Raw genomic sequence first — 21,131 nt, forward strand, 5'->3', positions numbered from 1 at the left:
CGTCGCTCAACCGTGAGACGAGTGTCTCATAATTGTGAAACGATTAAAACTTCTCCAGCATTCCTATTTCTTGCAACCATTCTTCCGCCAATACAGGCCATTGAGCGGTCGTTCCCGGATTATTGCGCAAAGCAATACTATGCCCTCCCTCCGGAAAGATATGTAAAGTAGATTTCTTCACATCAGCACGTTTCAACGCCGTATAATAAAGAATACTATTAAGCGAAGAAACGGAACCGTCATTGGTAGCATGAACAATAAAAGCAGGAGGCGTATGCTTCGTCACCCGTTCATCACAAGAAAATTGATGCAATAGCTTCACCGGCGGATTCTTACCCAACAGGTTATCCCGACTTCCTCTATGCGCCACTTCTCCCATTGAAATCACCGGAGAAATAAGTATCGTAAAATCCGGACGGAAAGATTCCCTGTCCAGCGTATCGCCTCCACACCCCCAGTCTTCAGTAAAAGTAGACAGACAAGCAGAGAGATGCCCACCTGCCGAACATCCCATTACCCCTACTTTGTGCACATCAATACCATAATCCGCAGCGTGCGATCTGATATATCTCATTGCCCGTTGTGCATCCTCTAACGGTGCCTGATAACTCACTTTTACGTCGGGCGACTGAGGCATACGATGATTAAGAACAAAGGCTGTCACTCCAAAAGTATTGAACCACTTCGCCAACTGCCATCCGCTAATCTGATAAGCCAAGCGGGCATATCCCCCACCGGGAATAATCAGTACAGCGACTCCTTTGTTTTCGGCTATCGACGGTTCAAACACATATACACCCGGTGTACCTACCTGATATACCCGTTCGTTGGCAATGCTATCTTTTACTGTAATGCCTTTACTATTCGGCATATTATCTTTCCATAACGAATGAAAACTCTGCGCGGAAGCGCATTGAATGACCCCCGCAATCAACCATAAACAGATTCCTTTCTTCATCTCATTTATTTCTTATCAAATTATCGGATAGGACAAAGATAGTGCTCCTTTTTCATTTTAAGGTAGAATAATTGGTACATATACACGCTAAAAGAAACATTATTTCCACAATAGACTCAAGAAACTCCTCTACATTTGTTCCGTCATTTAAAACAAATCCACATGCCATGAAAAAGAGTCGTATCCTCCTCCTTTTTTCTCTAATCCTCCTGTGTTATCATACGGAATCTGCTGCTCAGAGAAGCAACATCAAAGACTATGTCCGTATCGAAATCACTCCCGATCATGACGATTGGACTTACCGCACTAACGAACAAGCATCGTTTACCATCCGGGTAATACGTGGAAACGTAGCCTTGAAAAACATTCCTCTGACCTATGAAATAGGTCCTGAAAAAATGCCGCCCGTACAGACCGGGAAGAGCCGGATGGAAAAAGGTTTTCTGACCGTAAAGGCAGGAACGATGAAAACACCCGGTTTCACCACCTGTCTATGCCGCACGGAAGTAGACGGCATTGTGTATTCCAATTATGTAAATATCGGTTTTAGTCCTGACAAACTGGAACCGACAACAACACTCCCCAAAGATTTTACAGAATTTTGGGAACGTGCCAAAGCAGAAACGGCCCTTATACCGATAGCACCTCTTATCACTCTCCTACCGGAACAATGTACTCCGGAAACCAATGTATACCATGTGCGCCTGCAACACTACAAAAAAGGAACTTACCTCTACGGCATCCTTTGTATCCCTAAAAAAAGTGGCAAGTATCCCGCAGTTTTGCGTGTACCCGGAGCCGGTGTAAAAAAGCAACCGGCAGAAATGGCATTGGCGGAAAAAGGAATGATTACTTTTGCGATCGGTATTCATGGAATCCCGCAAACTTTACCGGACGATTTGTATCCCAATCTAAGCAAAGGCGTACTGGATAACTATGCTTTTTACCATCTCGATGACAAGGACTGTTATTACTACCGCCGCGTCTATACAGGTTGTGTCCGTGCACTCGATTTTCTGTGCAGCCTGCCCGAATATGACGGAGAAAATTTAGGTGTCATCGGTGGTAGCCAGGGAGGAGCGTTAGCGATAGTAACTGCCGGACTCGATACACGTGTAAAAGCACTCGTAGCTTTCTACCCGGCTCTATGCGATCTGACCGGTTATCTTCATGGCCGTGCCGGAGGTTGGCCTGCCATGTTCGCCCCTCAAAATCAGAAATTGAACAATAAACCGGAAAAGGTAGCCACTTCCCGCTATTATGATGTGGTTAATTTTGCCCGTTTCATCAAAGCTCCCGGTTATTACTCATGGGGGTATAATGACCCTACTTGCCCTCCTACGTCAACCTATTCGGCCTACAATGTCATCACTGCTCCCAAACAGTTATTCATAGCCCACGACACGGGACATTGGCGTACCAAAGAGCAGGATATCATAACCAACAATTGGTTCTGTAAACAGTTGATTAAGTAATACTTTTCGTCTTAAAACAAAAAATACTACCGTAAAAACAAATATTGCACATCCACTTGTTTACATCCGTATACTTTTGTAGCGATGAATTAACACTCAACGTGGGTGTAGTTAAGAAAAACAATCTATATTAATAAACTAAAAGTAAACATGCAAAGAATGTCTAACCAAGTGAAAAACATGCGCGCCCTGCTGCTTATGTTATTTGCAGCCTTATCGCTCAGCGTTTCAGCGCAGACGGTTTCAATAACCGGTAATGTGAAAGACGCGACAGGAGAACCCATCATCGGTGCATCTGTCGTAGAGAAAGGTAATGCCACAAACGGTACAATTACCGACCTTGATGGTAATTTCACTCTAAAAACTTCTGCCAAAGCAACTCTTGTCATATCTTATATCGGTATGAAAACACAAGATGTAGCCTTAAAAGGACAAACCAAAATCGATGTAACTTTACACGATGATACCCAAGCGTTGGACGAAGTGGTTGTTATCGGTTATGGTACAGTACAGAAAAAAGACTTGACCGGTTCGGTAGCCTCTGTCAGTGCAAAACAGTTAGAATCGATTCCTGTTTCCAGTGCTTCTGAAGCGTTAACCGGAAAATTGGCAGGTGTTAGTATCACCACAACAGAAGGTTCTCCTGATGCCGATATTAAAATCCGTGTACGTGGTGGAGGTTCTCTTTCTCAAGATAACTCTCCGTTGTATATCGTCGACGGTTTTCCCGTAAACAGTATCAGTGATATCGCTCCCAGCGACATTCAATCCATTGACGTACTAAAAGATGCTTCCTCAACTGCCATTTACGGTTCACAAGGAGCCAACGGTGTTATTATAATCACTACCAAATCGGGTAAAGAGGGTAAAACTCAAGTAAACTTCGGAGCGTCTTACGGTTGGAAACAAGTAACCAAAATGACCAAAACGATGGATCCGTATAATTACGCATATTATCAATATGAAATGGGATCTACTTCTTATGGTAATTATGATGACCTTGAAATATGGAAATCCGTAGAAGGAAATGATTTTCAAGACCAGATATTTGGTAATACCGGAAACCAATTACAATATAATGTAAGTGTCAGCGGTGGTACGAAAGACACCAAATACTCCATCTCCTACGCCCGTAATGAAGAAAACAGTATCATGCGTAGCTCCGGATTTGCCAAAGATAATATTAATGCCAAAATTAATACCAAACTGAACAAATGGATTAAACTGGACTTTAATGCTCGTCTGACAAATACGAAAATCAACGGTCTGAGTGGTGGAGCCGACACGAATGAGTCGAATGCCGCCAATTCTATCGTTGCCAATTCCGTACGTTTCCGCCCCATCAACCCCATAGATTCATCAAACGACGATGATGATGAGAGTAATACAACCAGACAATACAATCCGCTTGAACGTCTGGATGCAACCTATAAAAAGAAATACGATTTCAAGCAAAATTATAATGCCGGATTGGACTGGACTCCTATTAAAGGACTGACTTTCCGTTCTGAATTCGGTTACGGATGGAGAAGAGTAGATACCGACCAGGTATGGGAATCGCCAGCCGTACAAAACTCATCATTGGGTGACAATGGTATGCCTCAGGTAGTATTGACCCGCGTAGTCAACAAAAACTGGAGAAATGCCAATACCGTGACTTATGACGGCAAATTATTCGAAGGACGCGACCGTATCAATGTCTTGTTAGGTCATGAAGTTCAAAGCAGCAGACAAGACCAGCACATCAATACAGCAACCGCATTTCCATCTACAATGACACGCGATGAAGTGCTTGCCAATATGGGAGCGGCAGGCACAACTCATCCTGTTCAAAGTACATTAGGAGCTGAAGATAACATGCTTTCATTCTTCGGACGTCTTAACTATACAATGATGGATAAATACTTACTGACCGTAACAATGCGTGCCGATGGTTCTGCAAAATTTGCCAAAGGTAACCGTTGGGGATATTTTCCATCCGCAGCAGTCGCATGGCGTATTATGGACGAAGACTTCATGGAAGGCAGCAGAGACTGGTTGTCCAACTTAAAACTCCGTCTTTCGTATGGTACAGCCGGTAATAACCGAATTGGATCAGGGTTGATGTATACAACATATTCCATGGCAGCAGCCACTTCAAAGGGGCCGTATTTCGATGAAAAGTTCAACTCAATGCTGGAACATGGTTCAACACTTTCTAACCCGGGCCTAAAATGGGAAACAACCATCACACGTAACCTCGGTTTTGATTTCGGCTTCTTAAACAATCGTATATCCGGTAGCATTGATGCTTATTGGAATTCGACAAAAGATCTATTGATGAAAACCGAAATACCTTCGAATACCGGTTACTCTTACCAATACCAGAACTTTGGTAAAACATCCAATAAGGGAGTCGAATTGCAAATGAATGCCATATTGGTACAAAACAAGAACTTCAATCTCGATTTCAACTTCAATATCGCATGGAATAAAAACCGTATTGACGAACTACCCATCGACAACCCATGGCAAAGCTCTAACTGGTCCGGATCAACTATATCCAAATATGAAGATTACCGCGTTGAAAAAGGAGGTAGCCTCGGTGAAATATGGGGATTTAAAACCAATGGTTATTACACGGCATACGATGCGGTTAACAACCCTAACGGAGAATTAGTTTGGGGTAGTGGCGGTTGGCAGCTACGAGATGGAATCAAAGACAATTCAACAACAATAACCGGAGGTAAATATTATCCGGGCGGTTTGAAAGTAGAATGTGACGAGAACGGTGATCCTATTAAGCAAAAATTAGGTAATACCATCGCCCCGATCAATGGAGGTTTCGGCATCTCCGGTAACTGGAAGAACTTCGACTTTACAGCATTCTTCAACTATTCCATCGGAAATAAAATCATCAATGGTACTAAACTCGCAACTGCTTTCCGCGCAGGTTCGGCACTTGGTTATAACTTGAATTCAGATTTCGATCTGAGCAATCGTTACACATGGATCGACCCGGCAAACGGCTTGAATATAGGAAATCCATCTAATAGCACCATCAATACTTATGGCGGCATAGACAATGTCATCACCCGCCTAAATGAACTAAACCAAGGTGCCAATATGTATCATCCTGCTGCTGTTACAACCATGCAACTGATTGATTATGCAGTAGAAAATGCTTCATTCCTGCGTGTAAACAATATCTCTATCGGATATACGCTACCTAAACAAATCGTTAAAAAAGCATGGATAGAAAACGTACGTATTTACCTGACCGGATATAACCTTTTCTGCTTTACCAAATATAGCGGTGCAGACCCGGAAGTAGATACTTCAAGTAAAAAGAATGCAATGTGCCCGGGAGTTGATTACGCAGCTTATCCGAAAAGCCGTTCTTTCGTAGGTGGTATCAATGTTACATTCTAACCCATTAACAGAAAACTAAAATGAAAAAGATATTTAAAACCTTATTAATTGGTGGTGTAGCCTTAAATATGATGACCTCATGTTCCGATTTTTTAGATCAACGTTCACCATCTGAATTAACAGAAGAAACTGTTTTCAACTCTATATATTATGCCAATAATGTATTGAACAAAGTATATGGTAGCCTAACCAACGACCAGACTTATTCACAGTATTTCGCCTTTGTATGGTGTTTGAATTCTGATTACGAATTAGTAGACGGTTTCGGTGCCGATGCAAGCAACACTTCCAGTGAGCGTGGTAATATGAACTATAATCAAAATCCAGGATGGGCCAACTTATCCAAGGCTTGGGATGCCATGTTCAGTGCAATCGAATACGCTAATATCGTAGTGGACGGCATAAACAATAGTGAACTGATCACTGCCGGTGGTTCTACACAGACAGAAGCAGAACGTATTAAAGCTGAAGCCCAAGTTCTTCGCGCCATGCTTTATCTTGATTTAATCCGCAACTTCGGTGATTTGCCTATGAAAATGGAATCATCAAAGCCTGATTTAAGTAATGCTTACTTGGCTAAGACAGACCGGGATGTTATTTTGGATTACCTGATAAACGATTTGGAAGATGCAGCCGAACATTTGTCATGGGCAGGCTCAGTGTCTACAGAACACGTCACTAAAGGATATGCACACTCTTTGTTAGCAAATATCGCTTTGACACGTGCGGGATGGGCCATTCGCGAGAGTGCTAAGGCTGGTTATGAAACAGCCCCCAACAGCGATGCGGCTTATCCGACACAACGTCCGGGAACTGAAGAACGCCAGAAATTATATGAATTAGCACTCAAACATTTGAATATAGTTATCGGTTCTGGTAAACATCAACTGAATCCATCTATTGAAAACCATTGGGATATGGTCAATAAACTCAAATTAGACGAAACATATCGTGAGAATATTTTTGAAATACCAATGGGACTGGGTAGATCGGGCGAATTAGGCTATACTGTCGGAGTACGTATCAATGGCGCTTCTTCTAAATACGGCGAAAAAGGTAATTCATCCGGTAAGATGAAAGTATGTGCCCCGTATTTCTGGTCATTTGACCACAATGACTTACGTCGTGACTTGACATGCGCACCTTATACACTAAAAGAAACCGATGGAAAAATGGTAGAAAGCTTCGACGGAAACAAACCTTTCGAAATCTATCTTGCAAAATGGGATATCCGTAAAATGAGTGAAGAATGGCGTACCGTGGCAATCAATACCGGTAATGCAAAATGGATGTCGGGAATTAACGTCACCAAAATGCGTTATCCTTATGTACTGTTGATGTATGCCGAAGTAATGAATGAACTCCATGGAGCAGATGTAACGGGAGAATGCGGTCTTACGGCACGCGAAGCTTTGAAAATGGTACACAGACGTGCATTCAGCGATGCTGACAAAGCTGCCGCCGAAACATACATAAATAACATCTCGGCCGATAAAGATGTATTCTTTGATGCTATCGTTCAAGAAAATGCATGGGAATTAGTAGGGGAAGGCTATCGTAAATACGACTTGATCCGTTGGAATCTCTTGAACGACAGAACAGAGAAAATGAAAGCTGATTATGAAAGACAATTATCGGAATATCCGGCTAAATTATATTTCAAATATAAAGAAGACGGTGGTACCATAGACATGTCTACAGTGCAGTGGTATGCGACAGCCGAAGAACAGGAAGAATTAAAGAACGATGAAACATATTCAAATAAAGCTTTCTGGGGAGCAGAATTAACAGATGCCACTCAAAAGAATCTATTGGATTATCTTCCTAAAATAAATGGCGGCTTAAATGCTTCAGTGAAGAATCGATATTTAATGCCTATCGCTTCTACAACAATTTCCGCATCAAACGGAACTCTGCACAATTCTTACGGATTTACGGATTAATCATTTAAAATCTAATGAATAAGATGAAACATATAATAAATAAAATCGTGGCAGGAGCTTTTATGCTCCTGACCACTGCAGGAATAATATCTTGTACGGATATCAATGAATGGGAGACGGACAGCCAGTACGATCGACTGTTCAGTCCCGGTAGTTTTAGTGTTAGCGCCACTACCACTACTGCTGAAGTTACCTGGAAAGCTACTCCCGGAACCAACTATTATATCATTGAAGTAAGTACGGATTCATTATACGGTAAAACAGAAGAATGTCGTGAAAATTCAATCGTATACGGAACAAATAAAGACATTAAGAAATCTCCTTATACCCTTGAAGACCTGAATAGTAACACCAAATACTATATCCGTATCATGGGATGTTCCGAAACAAAAGGAAACTCTCATTGGAATTATCTTGAGAAATTCTCTTTTCAAACAAAGAGTGAGAATATTTTCGAAACCGTAGGAAGCAAAGACAAAGGTGAAGACTTCATTACCTTACGATGGGATGCCACATTGGCTGTGACTCACCTTGAATATGCACAGGTGACCGGTATAGATGAAAATGGAAACTCTATTTTAGGTGAAATAAAAACAATTGATCTCAGTAATGCAGAAGGTTTTGTTAAAATCACAGAACTACAAGCATCTACCAGCTATCAGTTCACTATTTATAACGGTACCCACCCTCGTGGCACCCGCATAGTTTCTACAACTAATCCCACTCCAAGCGCCAATGTGAAGAAGTATCTCTACCAAGGTGACGCACTTACTCAAGAAGATATAAATGCATTAGCATCTGCAGGTAGTGTAACCTACATTATGGAAGCCGGAATGGAGCTCGTTTGGGAAACACTTGATGAAACCACCGGTGAAATGGCAGCGATAGTAATTCCTGATGGATTATCTGTTACATTCTTTGGTGCATCCGGTGGAGAAAAGCCAACTATTAAATCGAATAAAACGATTGAAATAGACGGAAATCATAATTATATATCATTCGAAAACGTTGCTTTCATAAATACAGGAAGCACTTATTTGATTAACGAAGGAAACACATCCAGCTTGGAAACACTTTCTTTCACCGATTGTACATTCGATGATTATAGCCGTTCTATCATACGTTTAAAAGATAATGCTTCTATTAGCATTGATAATCTGATCATAGACAATTGTGTTATAACCAATCAGGGATCTGATAATTATGCCTGTTTCTATTGGAATAATGCTGCATACTCGATAGCTAATTTTATTATGAGTAATACAACTGTCAATACTGCGTTACATAACGTTATGGACTTCCGTAGTTCTAACACAACGAATATTGAAATTGAAAATTGTACTTTCTATAATGTAATAGGTGCTTCACGTTATTTCTTGGATTGCCAGAATATAGCTCCAACAATAAAGCTCACTAACTTGATTTTTGCAAAAGCCAATACGGCTGTCTTAGCTGAAGGTGTATGGACTTCTACATCAAGAGGAGTCAGAGCCAATTCTACCCCGACCATTTCGGGAGTATATTTCACAGCAGACTTTGTATTCGGCAGCAATGCTTTCAAACCCACGTATGAGTATAACAACACTTCCGAAAACTTATTTACGGATCCGGAAAGCGGTAACTTTACTATTAAAGATTCATCCTTTGATGGCAAGAATAGTGCCGGTGACCCACGTTGGTATATGAGTGCAGAATAATATTAGAAAAGCGTAAGTAAAAATCCTCTGATTAGTTATAGTCAGGGGATTTTTTTATTTATTTTCTTCATAGTCTTTTTTGTTACAATCCGGCAATATTCGTACATTGCGACAAAATCATAAAAAATCAGTTTATATGGAAGCCATTAAAGAACGATTTGAAAAAATACTCGACAGAATTGAAACATCCGGAAAATCTGCAACCGAATGGTTTGGCAAATATACCCATGAGCTATTAATGAACCCAGACAATTGGTGGGAAGCTTTAGCCGTGTGCAAATATGCATTAGATCGCAAAGAGAGCCAAAAGGAAACAGCCGATTTCTTCCGCCTGATATTTGAAGCCTACGATTGCAATGTAGAGGTAGACCTTAATGAAGAAGAATATGCTTTCTGGTGGGAAAAAGTACAGGAAACCTGTGACCGGGTAGGAGAATTTGACGGTGCGGGATGGACACAAAAAGGTTCCCAATACGCTGAAGCACGTTATGGACTACGTGATACCGGAAAATTATTGCCATACTATGAAAAAGCAGCCGGGATGGGAGACGAACATGCCCAAGCCACTGTTGCTTTCTGGAAATACATGGGGTATTATTGTCAGCCGGATCGGGAAGAAGGTAAACGTATCTTTGCCAAACTTACAACTCCGGAAGGTTTGCGCTGGAAAAAATTCTATCAGGCATGTATCGAGAATTACGCCGGTAATGAAGGGCAGGCACGACAACTTCGTCAGGAATTATTGGAAGTACTCTCCGAAAAAGACAGAATGCGTGCCCACATATACGCTGTCATAGGCGATGAACTCGACAACGATGAAACAAAAACTGCAGAGCAGGCGGAATATTACAAAAAAGCACTGGCTATTGTTCCGAACTTCTACGTCCAGAAAAGCTTAGGCACTCTGTATATGCGGAATCCGGAATTAGGAAAAAAGCCGGAAGAAGCATTCAAACTATGGGAAAGCGCCTGGAAATCCGGAGTATGGTCGGCTGCCAACTTCTTGGGATATTATTATCAAGACGCCCCCTGGACCAATATCCCCAAAGCAATTGAATGGCTGGAAAAAGGAATGCTTTATTGTGAATCATACAGTGCTTACGAACTTGCTTTAATCTATCTGTACAATGATGAATATCAAAATGTGGAACGTGGTTTATACTGTCTTGAACGTTGTGTAGAAGATAATTACGTACAAGGAGTCGAAAGCCTGGCAATGGTCTACTTCAATGGAGAGTTGGTAGAAGAAAATATCGGACGCGCCCATGAGTTGTTACAGAAAGCTGCCGAACTGGGTTCCGGAAGCGCTATATACCGCATCGGATGGATGTATGAACGCGGTTGCTTATCTGAAAATCCGGATTATGTAAAGGCATTGGAATACTATGAGAAAGCAGCCGCATTAGGAAATAATGACGGTTATTGCCGTGCAGCCCTCTATCTGGCTAATGGATATGCCGGAGTGACAGACGAAGCCAAGTCTAAAGAATATTACGAGAAAGCTGCTGCACAGGGTTCTGCCTATGCAATGGTGGAGTTGGGCTTTCTTCAAGAAAACGAACGGAATTACGAACAGGCCTTCGAACTGTTCAGCAAAGCCGCAGAACAGGAATATCCTTATGGCATGTATCGCACAGGCTTTTATTTAAGTGAAGGTATCTTGGGTGAAGCCAAACCCGAAGAGGGATTTGCATGGTATCTAAAAGCTGCCGAGGCGGGAGATACAGATGCGATGTTTGCAATTGGCCGTTGCTACAAAAACGCTGTCGGAGTAGAGGAAGACCCCGACAAAGCACTCGAATGGTATCACAAAGGAGAAGAGAATAATGAACCCCGTTGTATTACAGAATTGGGATTGGCTTATGAAAACGGATACGGAGTAGAAGAAAATCCACACAAGGCCGTAGAATATATGACCCGAGCAGCCGAAACAAACTATGCATATGCCCAATTCAAAATGGGAGACTATTATTTCTACGGATATGGCCCATGCATGGAAGACAACAAGCAAGCAGTGGAATGGTATGAAAAGGCAGTTGCCAATAACAGTCCTATGGCTATGCTCCGGTTGGGAGAATACTATCTGTACGATTACGACAAACTCAACGAATCCGAAAAAGCATTCGTCTATTTCAGACAAGCAGCAGAACAAGAATTCTACAGTGAAGGAATAGGCATTTGTTACGAAATGGGTATCGGAGTGGAAGAAAATGAAACGGAAGCATTCAAATATTATACCCTCGCCGCAAATAATGGCAACACAATGAGCATGTATCGCACGGGGCTCTGCTACTATAACGGTGTAGGTGTCAAGCAAAATCTACAGGAAGCATTTCGCTGGTTCAACGATGCGGCCGGTCAGGAAAGTGTTCACGCTTACTACTACTTAGGAAAAATGTTAATGTACGGAGAGGGTTGCACACCCGATGCGGAAACCGGATTGCAATGGCTGTTGAAAGCCGCAGAAATGAATAGTGACAAAGCGCAATTCGAACTCGGTAATGCCTACCTAAGCGGTAACGGTGTAGAAGAAAACGATGAAATAGCCATGGAATGGTTCGAGAAAGCAGCAGAAAACGGCAACGAGAAAGCGTTGAAAATTACAGGAAGACGAAAACGATAAGATTCACACATCTCACAATGGAGAACGAAAATAACAATCTGTTCCAGGTCAATCTAAAGGGGATGATTGCCCTGCTATCGGAACACATTTACAGCAACCCCAACACGTTTGTACGCGAACTACTTCAAAATTGTGTGGACGCCATCACCGCACTACGAAATATCGACGAAAATTATGCCGGACGAATCGACGTATACCTCAATGAAGATGGTTCGCTGGTTTTTCAAGATAACGGCATCGGTCTGAAAGAAGAGGAAGTATACCGTTTTCTTACGGTCATCGGTGAAAGTTCCAAACGTGACACTCCCGATGCGGACGACTACATCGGCCGTTTCGGCATCGGTTTACTATCATGTTTTGTAGTAACCAATGAAATCACAGTAGAAAGTCGCTCGGCAATGGATAAGCAAGCGGTTCGCTGGTGTGGTAAAGTGGATGGTACTTATCAGACAACTCTTCCCAATGAAGAATGGCCGATAGGTTCACGTGTCATTCTGGTTCCGAAAAAAGAATGGGCCCACCTTTTTGAATACGAAACATTCAAAAAGATACTGCGCAACTATGGAGAAATACTGCCCTATCCCATCTATCTGCATCGGCAAGAAGAAGAATTGGTTAATACCCCCTCTCCCGTTTGGCTGAATCCGAAAGCATCCCGTAAAGAGTTACTCGAACACGGAGCCAAAGTATTTCAATCTTCCGCTTTAGACGCCTTCCATATCCATACAGAAAACGGTAAGGTAAACGGAGTACTTTACATACTTCCGTTCCGCACTCAATTCTCAACACGTAATTCTCATAAAATTTATTTGAAACGTATGTTGCTGAGTGAAGATGACTGTAATCTTCTACCTTCCTGGGCCTTTTTTATCAGATGCCTGGTCAATGCCGACGGTTTGCAGTCCACTGCTTCCCGCGAATCTCTCGTAAGCAATGATCTGTTGAAAGATGCCCGAAAAGAGATCGGAACTGCCATAAAAGAGTATTTAAAAGGACTGGTCGGTAACAATCGGAAAATATTCAATAAAATTCTCGATGTACACTATTTCCATATCAAAGCCATTGCTGCGGAAGACAATGAGTTACTCCGGCTTTTCATGGATTATCTGCCATTTGAAACCAGCAAAGGGATGAGAAACTTCGGAAATATCCGCGCAACTGATCATGTAATCCGTTACACCCGTAATCTTGAAGATTTCCGACAAGTACGCCGTATTGCCGGAGCACAAGGTTGGCTGGTCGTCAATGCCGCATATACATTTGATGAAACACTATTAAAGAAGTCTGCCCGCCTCTTTCCCGGACTGACACTGGAAGAAGTTTCTCCGGCCCGCTTGCTCGAACAATTTGCAGAAGTAGAAGCCAACGAAGAACATAAGGATTTCGAAAAGAAAGCCGGCGAATTATTGAAACGTTTCGGATGTATCTGCAAACTTAAACATTTCACTCCGGCAGATACTCCGGTAATCTTCGTCGCTGAAGAGAAAGAAACCAATACCAAAGCTGCCAATAACCCGTTGGCAGCCGTACTGGGAACAATCAACCCTCAAAAGCAGACACCACCTACACTGACATTCAATGCCGACAATGAAATGGTACAGACGCTACTGAAAATAAAAGCAGATAACAAACTTTTCCAGCATATCGTATATATACTATATGTACAAGCCTTGTTGCAAGGACGTTATCCGGTCAACAGTGAGGAAATGACTCTCTTCAACCATTCACTCAGCGAGCTGATGACTACCAAAATGAACGAATTTATCAACTTCTTAAATTAATGTAATCCCATGAAGTACACACTTGAAATACAAAAAAGACTGTTGCAAGTAGAGAATGGCAACCTTTCACCACGTGAAAAGTCCTCTTTACTCAGAGAAGCCATACGCATAGCGGATGAAAATGATGACGTACAATGGGCGGTAGAAATGCGTTTAGATCTCATTTACGAACTAAATCAACTCTCCGAAGATCAAGAAGAAATCACCGTATTCTCACGTATACTGGATGATTATGAAAACAATAAAGACCTTATTCAGGAAGATGACATTCTTTGGAAATACAAATGGATATGGGGTTGTGCTTTCGATCTTCCGGAAATCCCTAAAGTACAGGTAGATGCCATTGCCGAAGACTTCAAAACCCGTATTCTACGCAACGGATATTCCGCACGTTCTTATTATCACTTATTGTCTGTACAAAATACGAGAATGCGACAATACGATAAAGCCAAAGAATATGCCGACAAGATGCAAAATGAAAAGTTGGATGACATGATGTGCGAAGCCTGCGAACTGAACTTCCTGTTAGACATCTATTTGGAAACCGGAAAATTTGATGAAGCCTATCACCGTGCCCAACCACTTATCAGCAGACAAGTAACCTGCTACGAAGCTAACTTAAGAGCTTTCCTCAAACTATCCTACTATGCGCAAAAAGCGGGAAAAGCAGAAATAGCAGCCGATATGTGCGCACGTGCCGAAGAAGCCTTGGCAGGCCGTGAAAAGGATGAATACCTATTACCCTATCTGGGCAATTTCATCACATACTACTTCATGACAAACCCACAACGAGGCTGGGAATATGTAGAATGCTGTGTTCCCTGGAGCTTAAGAACGAGTAAGTATAAAAAATACCGCTTTGGATGTGATATGGCGGAAGCACTGAAATATGAATCACGTCCGGAGGTGAAACTCCGGTTACCCGAAGAATTTCCTCTTTATAATGCAGAAGGTACCTATCAGGTTGCAGAACTGCGCGATTATTTCTATAAACAGGCCGAAGGACTGGCACATCAATACGATACACGCAACGGAAATAACGGATATATGGAGAGGATACTGTGTCAATGCGGCAATATGCCAATACAATAACTTAGAAATGAAAAAAGAATGTGCCAATGGTATACGTTTATCCCTACGCAGCCAATTGGCACATTTACACATTACGATATTACTTATTTCCCCGTCACCCTGAAGAAATCTTTCACCGATTGTATCTGAAAACAATTATTTATCTGAACATTCTCCGCTTTATCCACTTCAATCACAGCCTGTCCGGGAATAGGTTTCTTCGAACGGACTCCCTCCAATGTAATTCCGCTACTTTCTCTGAAAGTGAGCGACGGCCCTTCGGATACGGCAAAGTCCACATTGAAGAAACGGATATTCGTTGCTGTTTCAACATTAAACCCTTTTTCCGCCTCCATATTTATATTTGAGAATGAAAGCTCGTTTATCGGCATCTCCTCAATACCTTTTATATAACCGATCTGCTTCACATCCGAACCTGTAATATTACTCAAATGAATATTACGGAATACGGGAGTGCGTTCGCTCACCGGTTCCGGTTTGGAAAGCTTATCATAAAACAAATCAAAGATAAATGCATTCCGGCCGATATTTTTCATCACGATATTATCCACCCGGATATCTTCTACTACTCCACCACGACCACGGGAGGCTTTCAAACGAATACCAGCATCTGTCCCATCAAAAACGCAATTGGATATAGCCACTCTCTTCACCCCGCCGGACATCTCACTACCAATCACAACTCCACCGTGCCCGGAAAGCATGATACAATTAGTGATTGTCAGATTCTGACAAGGTTTCCCATATTTACGTCCATCAGCATCACGTCCCGATTTTATGGTAATACAATCATCTCCTACGCTGATAAAGCAATCAGAGATACGCACATTGCTACAAGAAGTCGGGTTAATACCATCTGTGTTAGGACCTTTGGGGTTCTTTGAAGGGTTATTGATCGTTACGCCATGAACCGTTATGTTGTCACAGAATGCAGGATTAATGGTCCAAAAAGGAGAATTGATAATCTTCACATTTTCTATTACGATGTTACTGCATTCAAAGAACTGAATGAAAGGCGGACGGAACATACGGCGCTCCAAAGAAGGTTTGTAGTAATCAGAGATTTCCAAATCCTTATTAGCGTCCACCCACATTTGCTGAAGCTTGTTCAGAGAAGGCAGTTTTCCTCCGTTCTCCTTTATCAACCGACGGGTATCGACTTCCCAAGCCCACCATTTGAACCCGTTTCCATCCAGAGTACCTCTTCCGGTTATCGTCAGGTTATCGGCATTGTCGGCATAAATTAATGGCGACAATGTATTCATTACCGTTCCCTCCCAGCGAATCTTCACAAAAGGAAGATAATCTTCAAAGCGATCCGAAAAACGAAGAGTGGCACCGGACTCTATATCCAAAGTAATATTACTTTTCATACGTATGGTAGCAGTCAGATAAGTACCCGCCGGAAAATAAATCGTCCCTCCCCCTTCGGCGAAAGCCTCATCAATCGCTCTGTTTATTAAATCGGTACAAGGTTTTATGCCTGTAAGATCGGCTCCCAACCGTTTCATATCAAAAGTACGGGCATGGGTCACGGCAGTAGTTAAACACCACAATGCCATGCAAAGAAATAAATGTTTCATCGACATACAAATATTTATTGATTACAAGGGCAAAAGTACATTCTTTTATTACTCCACATGAGGAATTTCCGTGCTTCATAGAGGAAGATTCAGTGGAAAAACTGGGCAAAAGAGGGTATTTTTAAGTTATTAAGAGGATACTGTTATTTTATATAGGGTGTTTTCCTTATTTTTGTGATACGAAATCACAAAACAAGATACTATGAAAAAAATCTTTCTCGTCATCGTTCTGCTTATAGCCGTTTTTACAACTATCGCGCAGCCGCTTTGCCAGATAGAACATTTTACGGTGAACAATGGGCTGGCTCAAGGAGTAGTCACTACTATATTACAAGATAAAAAAGGATTTATCTGGTTCAGCACCTGGAATGGTCTGGACAAATTTGACGGATATACATTCAAAAACTACAAGGCTTTTCCTGGAGACGGTTGCATGTTGAGCAACAATCGGATCACCTTCATTGCAGAAAGCCGATCCGGAGATATCTGGTGCCAGACCTACGATGGCCATATCTTCTTATTCGACACGAAAGAAGAAAAGTTTATCGATATTCTAAACCCCATTGAAGAAGAAACCCGGCATATCAATATTGTAGACCAAACTTATGTGCTACCCAAAGGAGTCGTGTGGGTGGCCTGCGACAAAGGATACAATTTCAGGATAGACGAAAAACTTTGTAAAGAAAGAAAAGGAATCACTCTCTACAATTCTTTCAACCAGACTTTAAAAGGAGATCAGATCTTCAGTGTTTATCAGGATTCTGAAGGAGATGAATGGATATTGACTGATAAGGGAGTAACGGTAATCGGCCAAAAGAAAGCTGACAGCGACTTTCCTTTCTATCATATTAAAGAGATGAAAGGGAAGATATTCCTTGCTTCGACTTCCGGCAAACTGGCGATTTATGACATGCAAACAGAAAAGATAAGATTTGCAGAAATTCCTTACGATATACAGGTAATCAACGGAATACATAATATTGGAAATAACGATTTAGCTCTTGCCACAGACAAAGGAATTGTTATCTTCAATGTCGAACAAAAAAGTTTCAAACAGATCGATATACGAACAGTTACTCAGACCTCAAACACCGCATATTCTATCTATAAAGACAAGCAAGGTGAATTATGGATATTCTCCAACACCCCGGGAATCGTACGTCTCAACTTAAATACCGGTGAAAAGCAACATCTTGCAACTCCTTCAAAAGAAATTATAAACTATGGACGCCCCAACCGTAATATTATCTTTGAGGATAAAGCAGGTGTACTCTGGATGATTCCTCATAAAGGAAATTTCTGTTATTATGATCGTGCTGAAAAACACTTAAAACCATTTTATACAGATCCTACTAATCCTAACTCCATGTTTACCCCAAATGTTCGTTTCTACTATACGGACAGACAAAAAAATCTATGGTTTACTGGTATACGAGGAGTAGAAAAGGTGTCTTTCTTTCCTTACTCTTACAAGCATACTCCTATAGACTACGGTTTGGAAGTACGTGGATTATGGCGAGATAAGCAAAAACGCCTTTGGGTAGCCTCTAAAAAAGGAACAATCCGTATATATGCCCCCGATGGACAATTACAGGGATACTTGAACCAACAAGGAACCATAAGCAAAGATATGGTGATATTCCCGGATAACATTTACTGCTTCATGGAAGACAAAGATGGAATTATCTGGATGGGAGGTAAAGAGAAAGGTTTATTCCGACTGGAAAAAAAAGACGAAACTCATTTCTCCATACAGCAATTTACCAACCAACCGGAAAATAAATACAGTTTAAGCAATAACAGTGTCTATTCCATCTGCCAGGATAGCCATAACCGGATTTGGATCGGATGTTTTGGCGGAGGAATTAATCTGTTGACTAAATCTACAGATGGTAAAATCCGGTTCATACACAGCAACAATGAATTAAAAAACTTTCCGACCAGCCATTTCATGAAAGTCAGATGCATTACCGAAGTATCCGGAGGAGTGATCATTGCAGGCACAACAGAAGGACTGTTGACATTCTCCAACAACTTTGAACAACCGGAAGAAATCAAATTCCATCAAAATATACGCAACCCGGGTATAGCATCCAGTCTGGGCAGCAATGATGTCATCAACATCTATACAGACAGCCGAAAAACGATATATATATCGACATTCACCGGAGGAGTCAGCAAGGTACTCTCCCGGAATCTTCTCAATAGCGACATAGAATTCAAGACTTATACCATCAGAGACGGATTAGCCTCGGATCTTGTACTGTCCACTATCGAAGACACGGAAAAGAACCTATGGATCGTGTCGGAAAACACGTTATCCCGCTTCAACCCGCAACTGGAAACGTTTGAGAATTATGGAAGTAATTTCCTACAACAAGAATTCAACTTCTCCGAAGCAGCTCCCTCCTTAAATGCAAAACAGCAATTAGTATTCGGGACAGACAAAGGATTCATTGAAATCAGTCCCTCCGATATGAAAAAAAGCGACTATGTCCCCCCTATCGTCTTCACCGGTTTAAAGATACAGGGTAGCCCGTCTCCTACGGGGATTGACGATCTGCAAGAACTGGTGTTAAATCCTTCCCAAAGAAATATCACCTTCCAATTTGCAGCCCTCGACTATGTAGCACCGGAAGAAATACAATACGCTTATCGTTTGGAGGGCTTGGAACATGAATGGAACGATGCAGACAATAACCGTTCTGCCAGCTACATTAACCTACCGGCCGGAGAATACCGGCTTCAAGTTCGCTCAACCAACAGTGACGGAGTATGGGTAGACAACACACGTACTTTAATAGTAAAAGTATCGCCTACTTTCTGGGAAACGGCTTGGGCATGGGGACTTTATGTCGTCCTATTTATCCTGTTTACCTGTACCATCGTATATATCCTATTCTATATCTACCGCTTAAGACATCAGGTAGACCTTGAGCAACAATTATCAAATATCAAGCTTCGTTTCTTTACCGATATTTCTCATGAACTGCGAACACCACTTACACTGATAGCCAGTCCGGTAACAGAAATACTGGAAAATGAACCTCTTTCGTCCAAAGCGCGCGAACATCTGACTTTAGTGCATAAAAACACAGAACGCATGCTACGGTTGGTAAACCAGATATTGGACTTCCGGAAGATACAGAATAAAAAAATGAAATTACTGGTAGAAGAGAGCGATATTATCGCCCTGCTGCGTAAAATAACAGACAGCTTCCAATTGGTTGCCGAAGAAAAACAGATTGACTTCAAAGTAGATACCGATTGCAAAGAGCTATATATATGGATAGATCGTGATAAATTTGAGAAAATATTTTTCAATCTGCTCTCCAATGCATTCAAGTACACCCCTTCGGGGAAAGCAGTTACCGTACGCATCACTACCGATACGGAAAACGTAACCATATCCGTGATAGACGAAGGTATAGGAATCGAGCCCGGTAAGCAGAAATCTCTTTTCCAAAGATTCGAGACACTGGCCAGGTATAACATATTACAACCATCGTCAGGAATCGGTTTATCATTAGTCAGGGAGTTGGTAGAACTACACCACGGAATAATAGAAGTATCCAGCCAGCCCGGTAATGGCAGCTGTTTCAGCGTACAATTTCCCACCAGACGTGATATTTTAGAACAAGACCCGCAAGTGGAATTTATCCTGGCCGACAGTTATCAGGCTGCAATTGCAACAGATCAGAATACATTCGACATGAAACCGGTAGCAAGCTCCCCAACCAGCAACCAACAATCGGACAATAAGGACGCCCTCACCATCCTTATTGTGGAAGATAATCCTGAATTACGTACATTCCTACATAATATACTGACTGATAAATACATCGTAATCGAAGCCGGCAACGGACAGGACGGATTGGAACAAGCCTTGCAGGAAGTACCCGATTTAATAATCAGTGACGTTATGATGCCTGTCATGGATGGGCTCGACATGGTGAAAAACATTAAAGAGAACCGTAATATCTGTCATATACCCATTATTCTGTTATCGGCAAAGTCATCGTTGGACGATCGCATTGCCGGACTGGAACAAGGTATCGACGACTACATTACCAAACCATTCAGTGCCACTTACCTGAAAACCCGGATCACCTCACTACTTCAACAACGCCAAATGTTGCAGGAGATTTATCTGGCCAATCTGGCAAAAGGAAAGCAACTCCCCGACCGGCAACAGGAGCTGACACCGTCACAACCGCAAATCACACCCTTTGACGAAGAGTTTATGCAACAAGTCATGGAATATATGGAGGAACAAATGGACAATTCGGAACTTACCATAGACGACTTTGCCAATAAACTGCTACTGAGCCGTACGGTATTCTATCGGAAACTAAAATCAATAGTAGGCCTGACCCCTGTAGATTTCATACGCGATATCCGTATCAAACGCGCAGTGCAATTGATCGACAGTGGCAGGTTCAACATATCCCAAGTAGCCTATATGACCGGCTTCAATGACCCGAAGTATTTCAGCAAATGCTTCAAGAAACAAATGGGAGTGACACCAACAGAATATAAAGACAAACAGAAGCAATAGTAACGCATTT

General features: G+C 41.9%; 10 protein-coding genes. 8 read left to right on the forward strand and 2 right to left on the reverse strand.

What is annotated here, in order from left to right:
- Positions 1-43: 43 nt before the first annotated feature.
- Positions 44-958 (reverse strand): alpha/beta hydrolase, encoded by a 915-nt coding sequence (locus tag HMPREF1532_RS04510; RefSeq protein ID WP_005925442.1) that lies wholly within the window; start codon positions 956-958, stop codon positions 44-46.
- A gap of 167 nt (positions 959-1,125) precedes the next feature.
- Here HMPREF1532_RS04510 and HMPREF1532_RS04515 point away from each other — a divergent pair, with 167 nt between their 5' ends.
- The 7 genes from HMPREF1532_RS04515 (at position 1,126) to HMPREF1532_RS04545 (ending at position 14,980) form a co-directional block, all read left to right on the forward strand.
- Positions 1,126-2,433 (forward strand): acetylxylan esterase, encoded by a 1,308-nt coding sequence (locus HMPREF1532_RS04515; protein WP_005925445.1) that lies wholly within the window; start codon positions 1,126-1,128, stop codon positions 2,431-2,433.
- Between the two features lie 150 nt (positions 2,434-2,583).
- Entirely contained in the window at positions 2,584-5,844 is a 3,261-nt protein-coding gene (locus tag HMPREF1532_RS04520) for a SusC/RagA family TonB-linked outer membrane protein (protein WP_005925448.1), read from the forward strand.
- A gap of 20 nt (positions 5,845-5,864) precedes the next feature.
- Entirely contained in the window at positions 5,865-7,787 is a 1,923-nt protein-coding gene (locus HMPREF1532_RS04525; RefSeq protein ID WP_005925451.1) for a RagB/SusD family nutrient uptake outer membrane protein, read from the forward strand.
- A 23-nt stretch (positions 7,788-7,810) separates the two neighbouring features.
- Entirely contained in the window at positions 7,811-9,484 is a 1,674-nt protein-coding gene (locus HMPREF1532_RS04530) for a DUF5123 domain-containing protein (protein WP_005925454.1), read from the forward strand.
- A 136-nt stretch (positions 9,485-9,620) separates the two neighbouring features.
- Entirely contained in the window at positions 9,621-12,107 is a 2,487-nt protein-coding gene (locus HMPREF1532_RS04535) for a tetratricopeptide repeat protein (protein ID WP_005925457.1), read from the forward strand.
- Between the two features lie 17 nt (positions 12,108-12,124).
- Entirely contained in the window at positions 12,125-13,888 is a 1,764-nt protein-coding gene (locus HMPREF1532_RS04540) for an HSP90 family protein (protein WP_005925460.1), read from the forward strand.
- 9 nt (positions 13,889-13,897) lie between these two features.
- On the forward strand, positions 13,898-14,980 hold the full coding sequence (locus HMPREF1532_RS04545) for a hypothetical protein (protein WP_005925462.1): 1,083 nt from the start codon (positions 13,898-13,900) through the stop codon (positions 14,978-14,980).
- 83 nt (positions 14,981-15,063) lie between these two features.
- On the opposite strand, the gene HMPREF1532_RS04550 is transcribed toward HMPREF1532_RS04545, so the two are convergent.
- Positions 15,064-16,563, reverse strand: a complete 1,500-nt coding sequence (locus HMPREF1532_RS04550; protein ID WP_187373819.1) for a glycoside hydrolase family 28 protein — start codon at positions 16,561-16,563, stop codon at positions 15,064-15,066.
- A gap of 202 nt (positions 16,564-16,765) precedes the next feature.
- Here HMPREF1532_RS04550 and HMPREF1532_RS04555 point away from each other — a divergent pair, with 202 nt between their 5' ends.
- Positions 16,766-21,121: a hybrid sensor histidine kinase/response regulator transcription factor gene (locus HMPREF1532_RS04555; RefSeq protein ID WP_005925468.1), complete on the forward strand. Its 4,356-nt coding sequence runs from the start codon at positions 16,766-16,768 to the stop codon at positions 21,119-21,121.
- Positions 21,122-21,131 lie beyond the last annotated feature (10 nt).

The organism is Bacteroides salyersiae WAL 10018 = DSM 18765 = JCM 12988 (genome assembly GCF_000381365.1).
GTDB classification, from domain to species: Bacteria; Bacteroidota; Bacteroidia; order Bacteroidales; family Bacteroidaceae; genus Bacteroides; species Bacteroides salyersiae.

Bases quoted from the DNA above. Each gene is read 5' to 3' on its own strand.
- HMPREF1532_RS04510 (WP_005925442.1), bottom strand. From the start codon at position 958: ATGAAGAAAGGAATCTGTTTATGGTTGATTGCGGGGGTCATTCAATGC.
- HMPREF1532_RS04515 (WP_005925445.1), top strand. From the start codon at position 1,126: ATGAAAAAGAGTCGTATCCTCCTCCTTTTTTCTCTAATCCTCCTGTGT.
- HMPREF1532_RS04520 (WP_005925448.1), top strand. From the start codon at position 2,584: ATGCAAAGAATGTCTAACCAAGTGAAAAACATGCGCGCCCTGCTGCTT.
- HMPREF1532_RS04525 (WP_005925451.1), top strand. From the start codon at position 5,865: ATGAAAAAGATATTTAAAACCTTATTAATTGGTGGTGTAGCCTTAAAT.
- HMPREF1532_RS04530 (WP_005925454.1), top strand. From the start codon at position 7,811: ATGAAACATATAATAAATAAAATCGTGGCAGGAGCTTTTATGCTCCTG.
- HMPREF1532_RS04535 (WP_005925457.1), top strand. From the start codon at position 9,621: ATGGAAGCCATTAAAGAACGATTTGAAAAAATACTCGACAGAATTGAA.
- HMPREF1532_RS04540 (WP_005925460.1), top strand. From the start codon at position 12,125: ATGGAGAACGAAAATAACAATCTGTTCCAGGTCAATCTAAAGGGGATG.
- HMPREF1532_RS04545 (WP_005925462.1), top strand. From the start codon at position 13,898: ATGAAGTACACACTTGAAATACAAAAAAGACTGTTGCAAGTAGAGAAT.
- HMPREF1532_RS04550 (WP_187373819.1), bottom strand. From the start codon at position 16,563: ATGAAACATTTATTTCTTTGCATGGCATTGTGGTGTTTAACTACTGCC.
- HMPREF1532_RS04555 (WP_005925468.1), top strand. From the start codon at position 16,766: ATGAAAAAAATCTTTCTCGTCATCGTTCTGCTTATAGCCGTTTTTACA.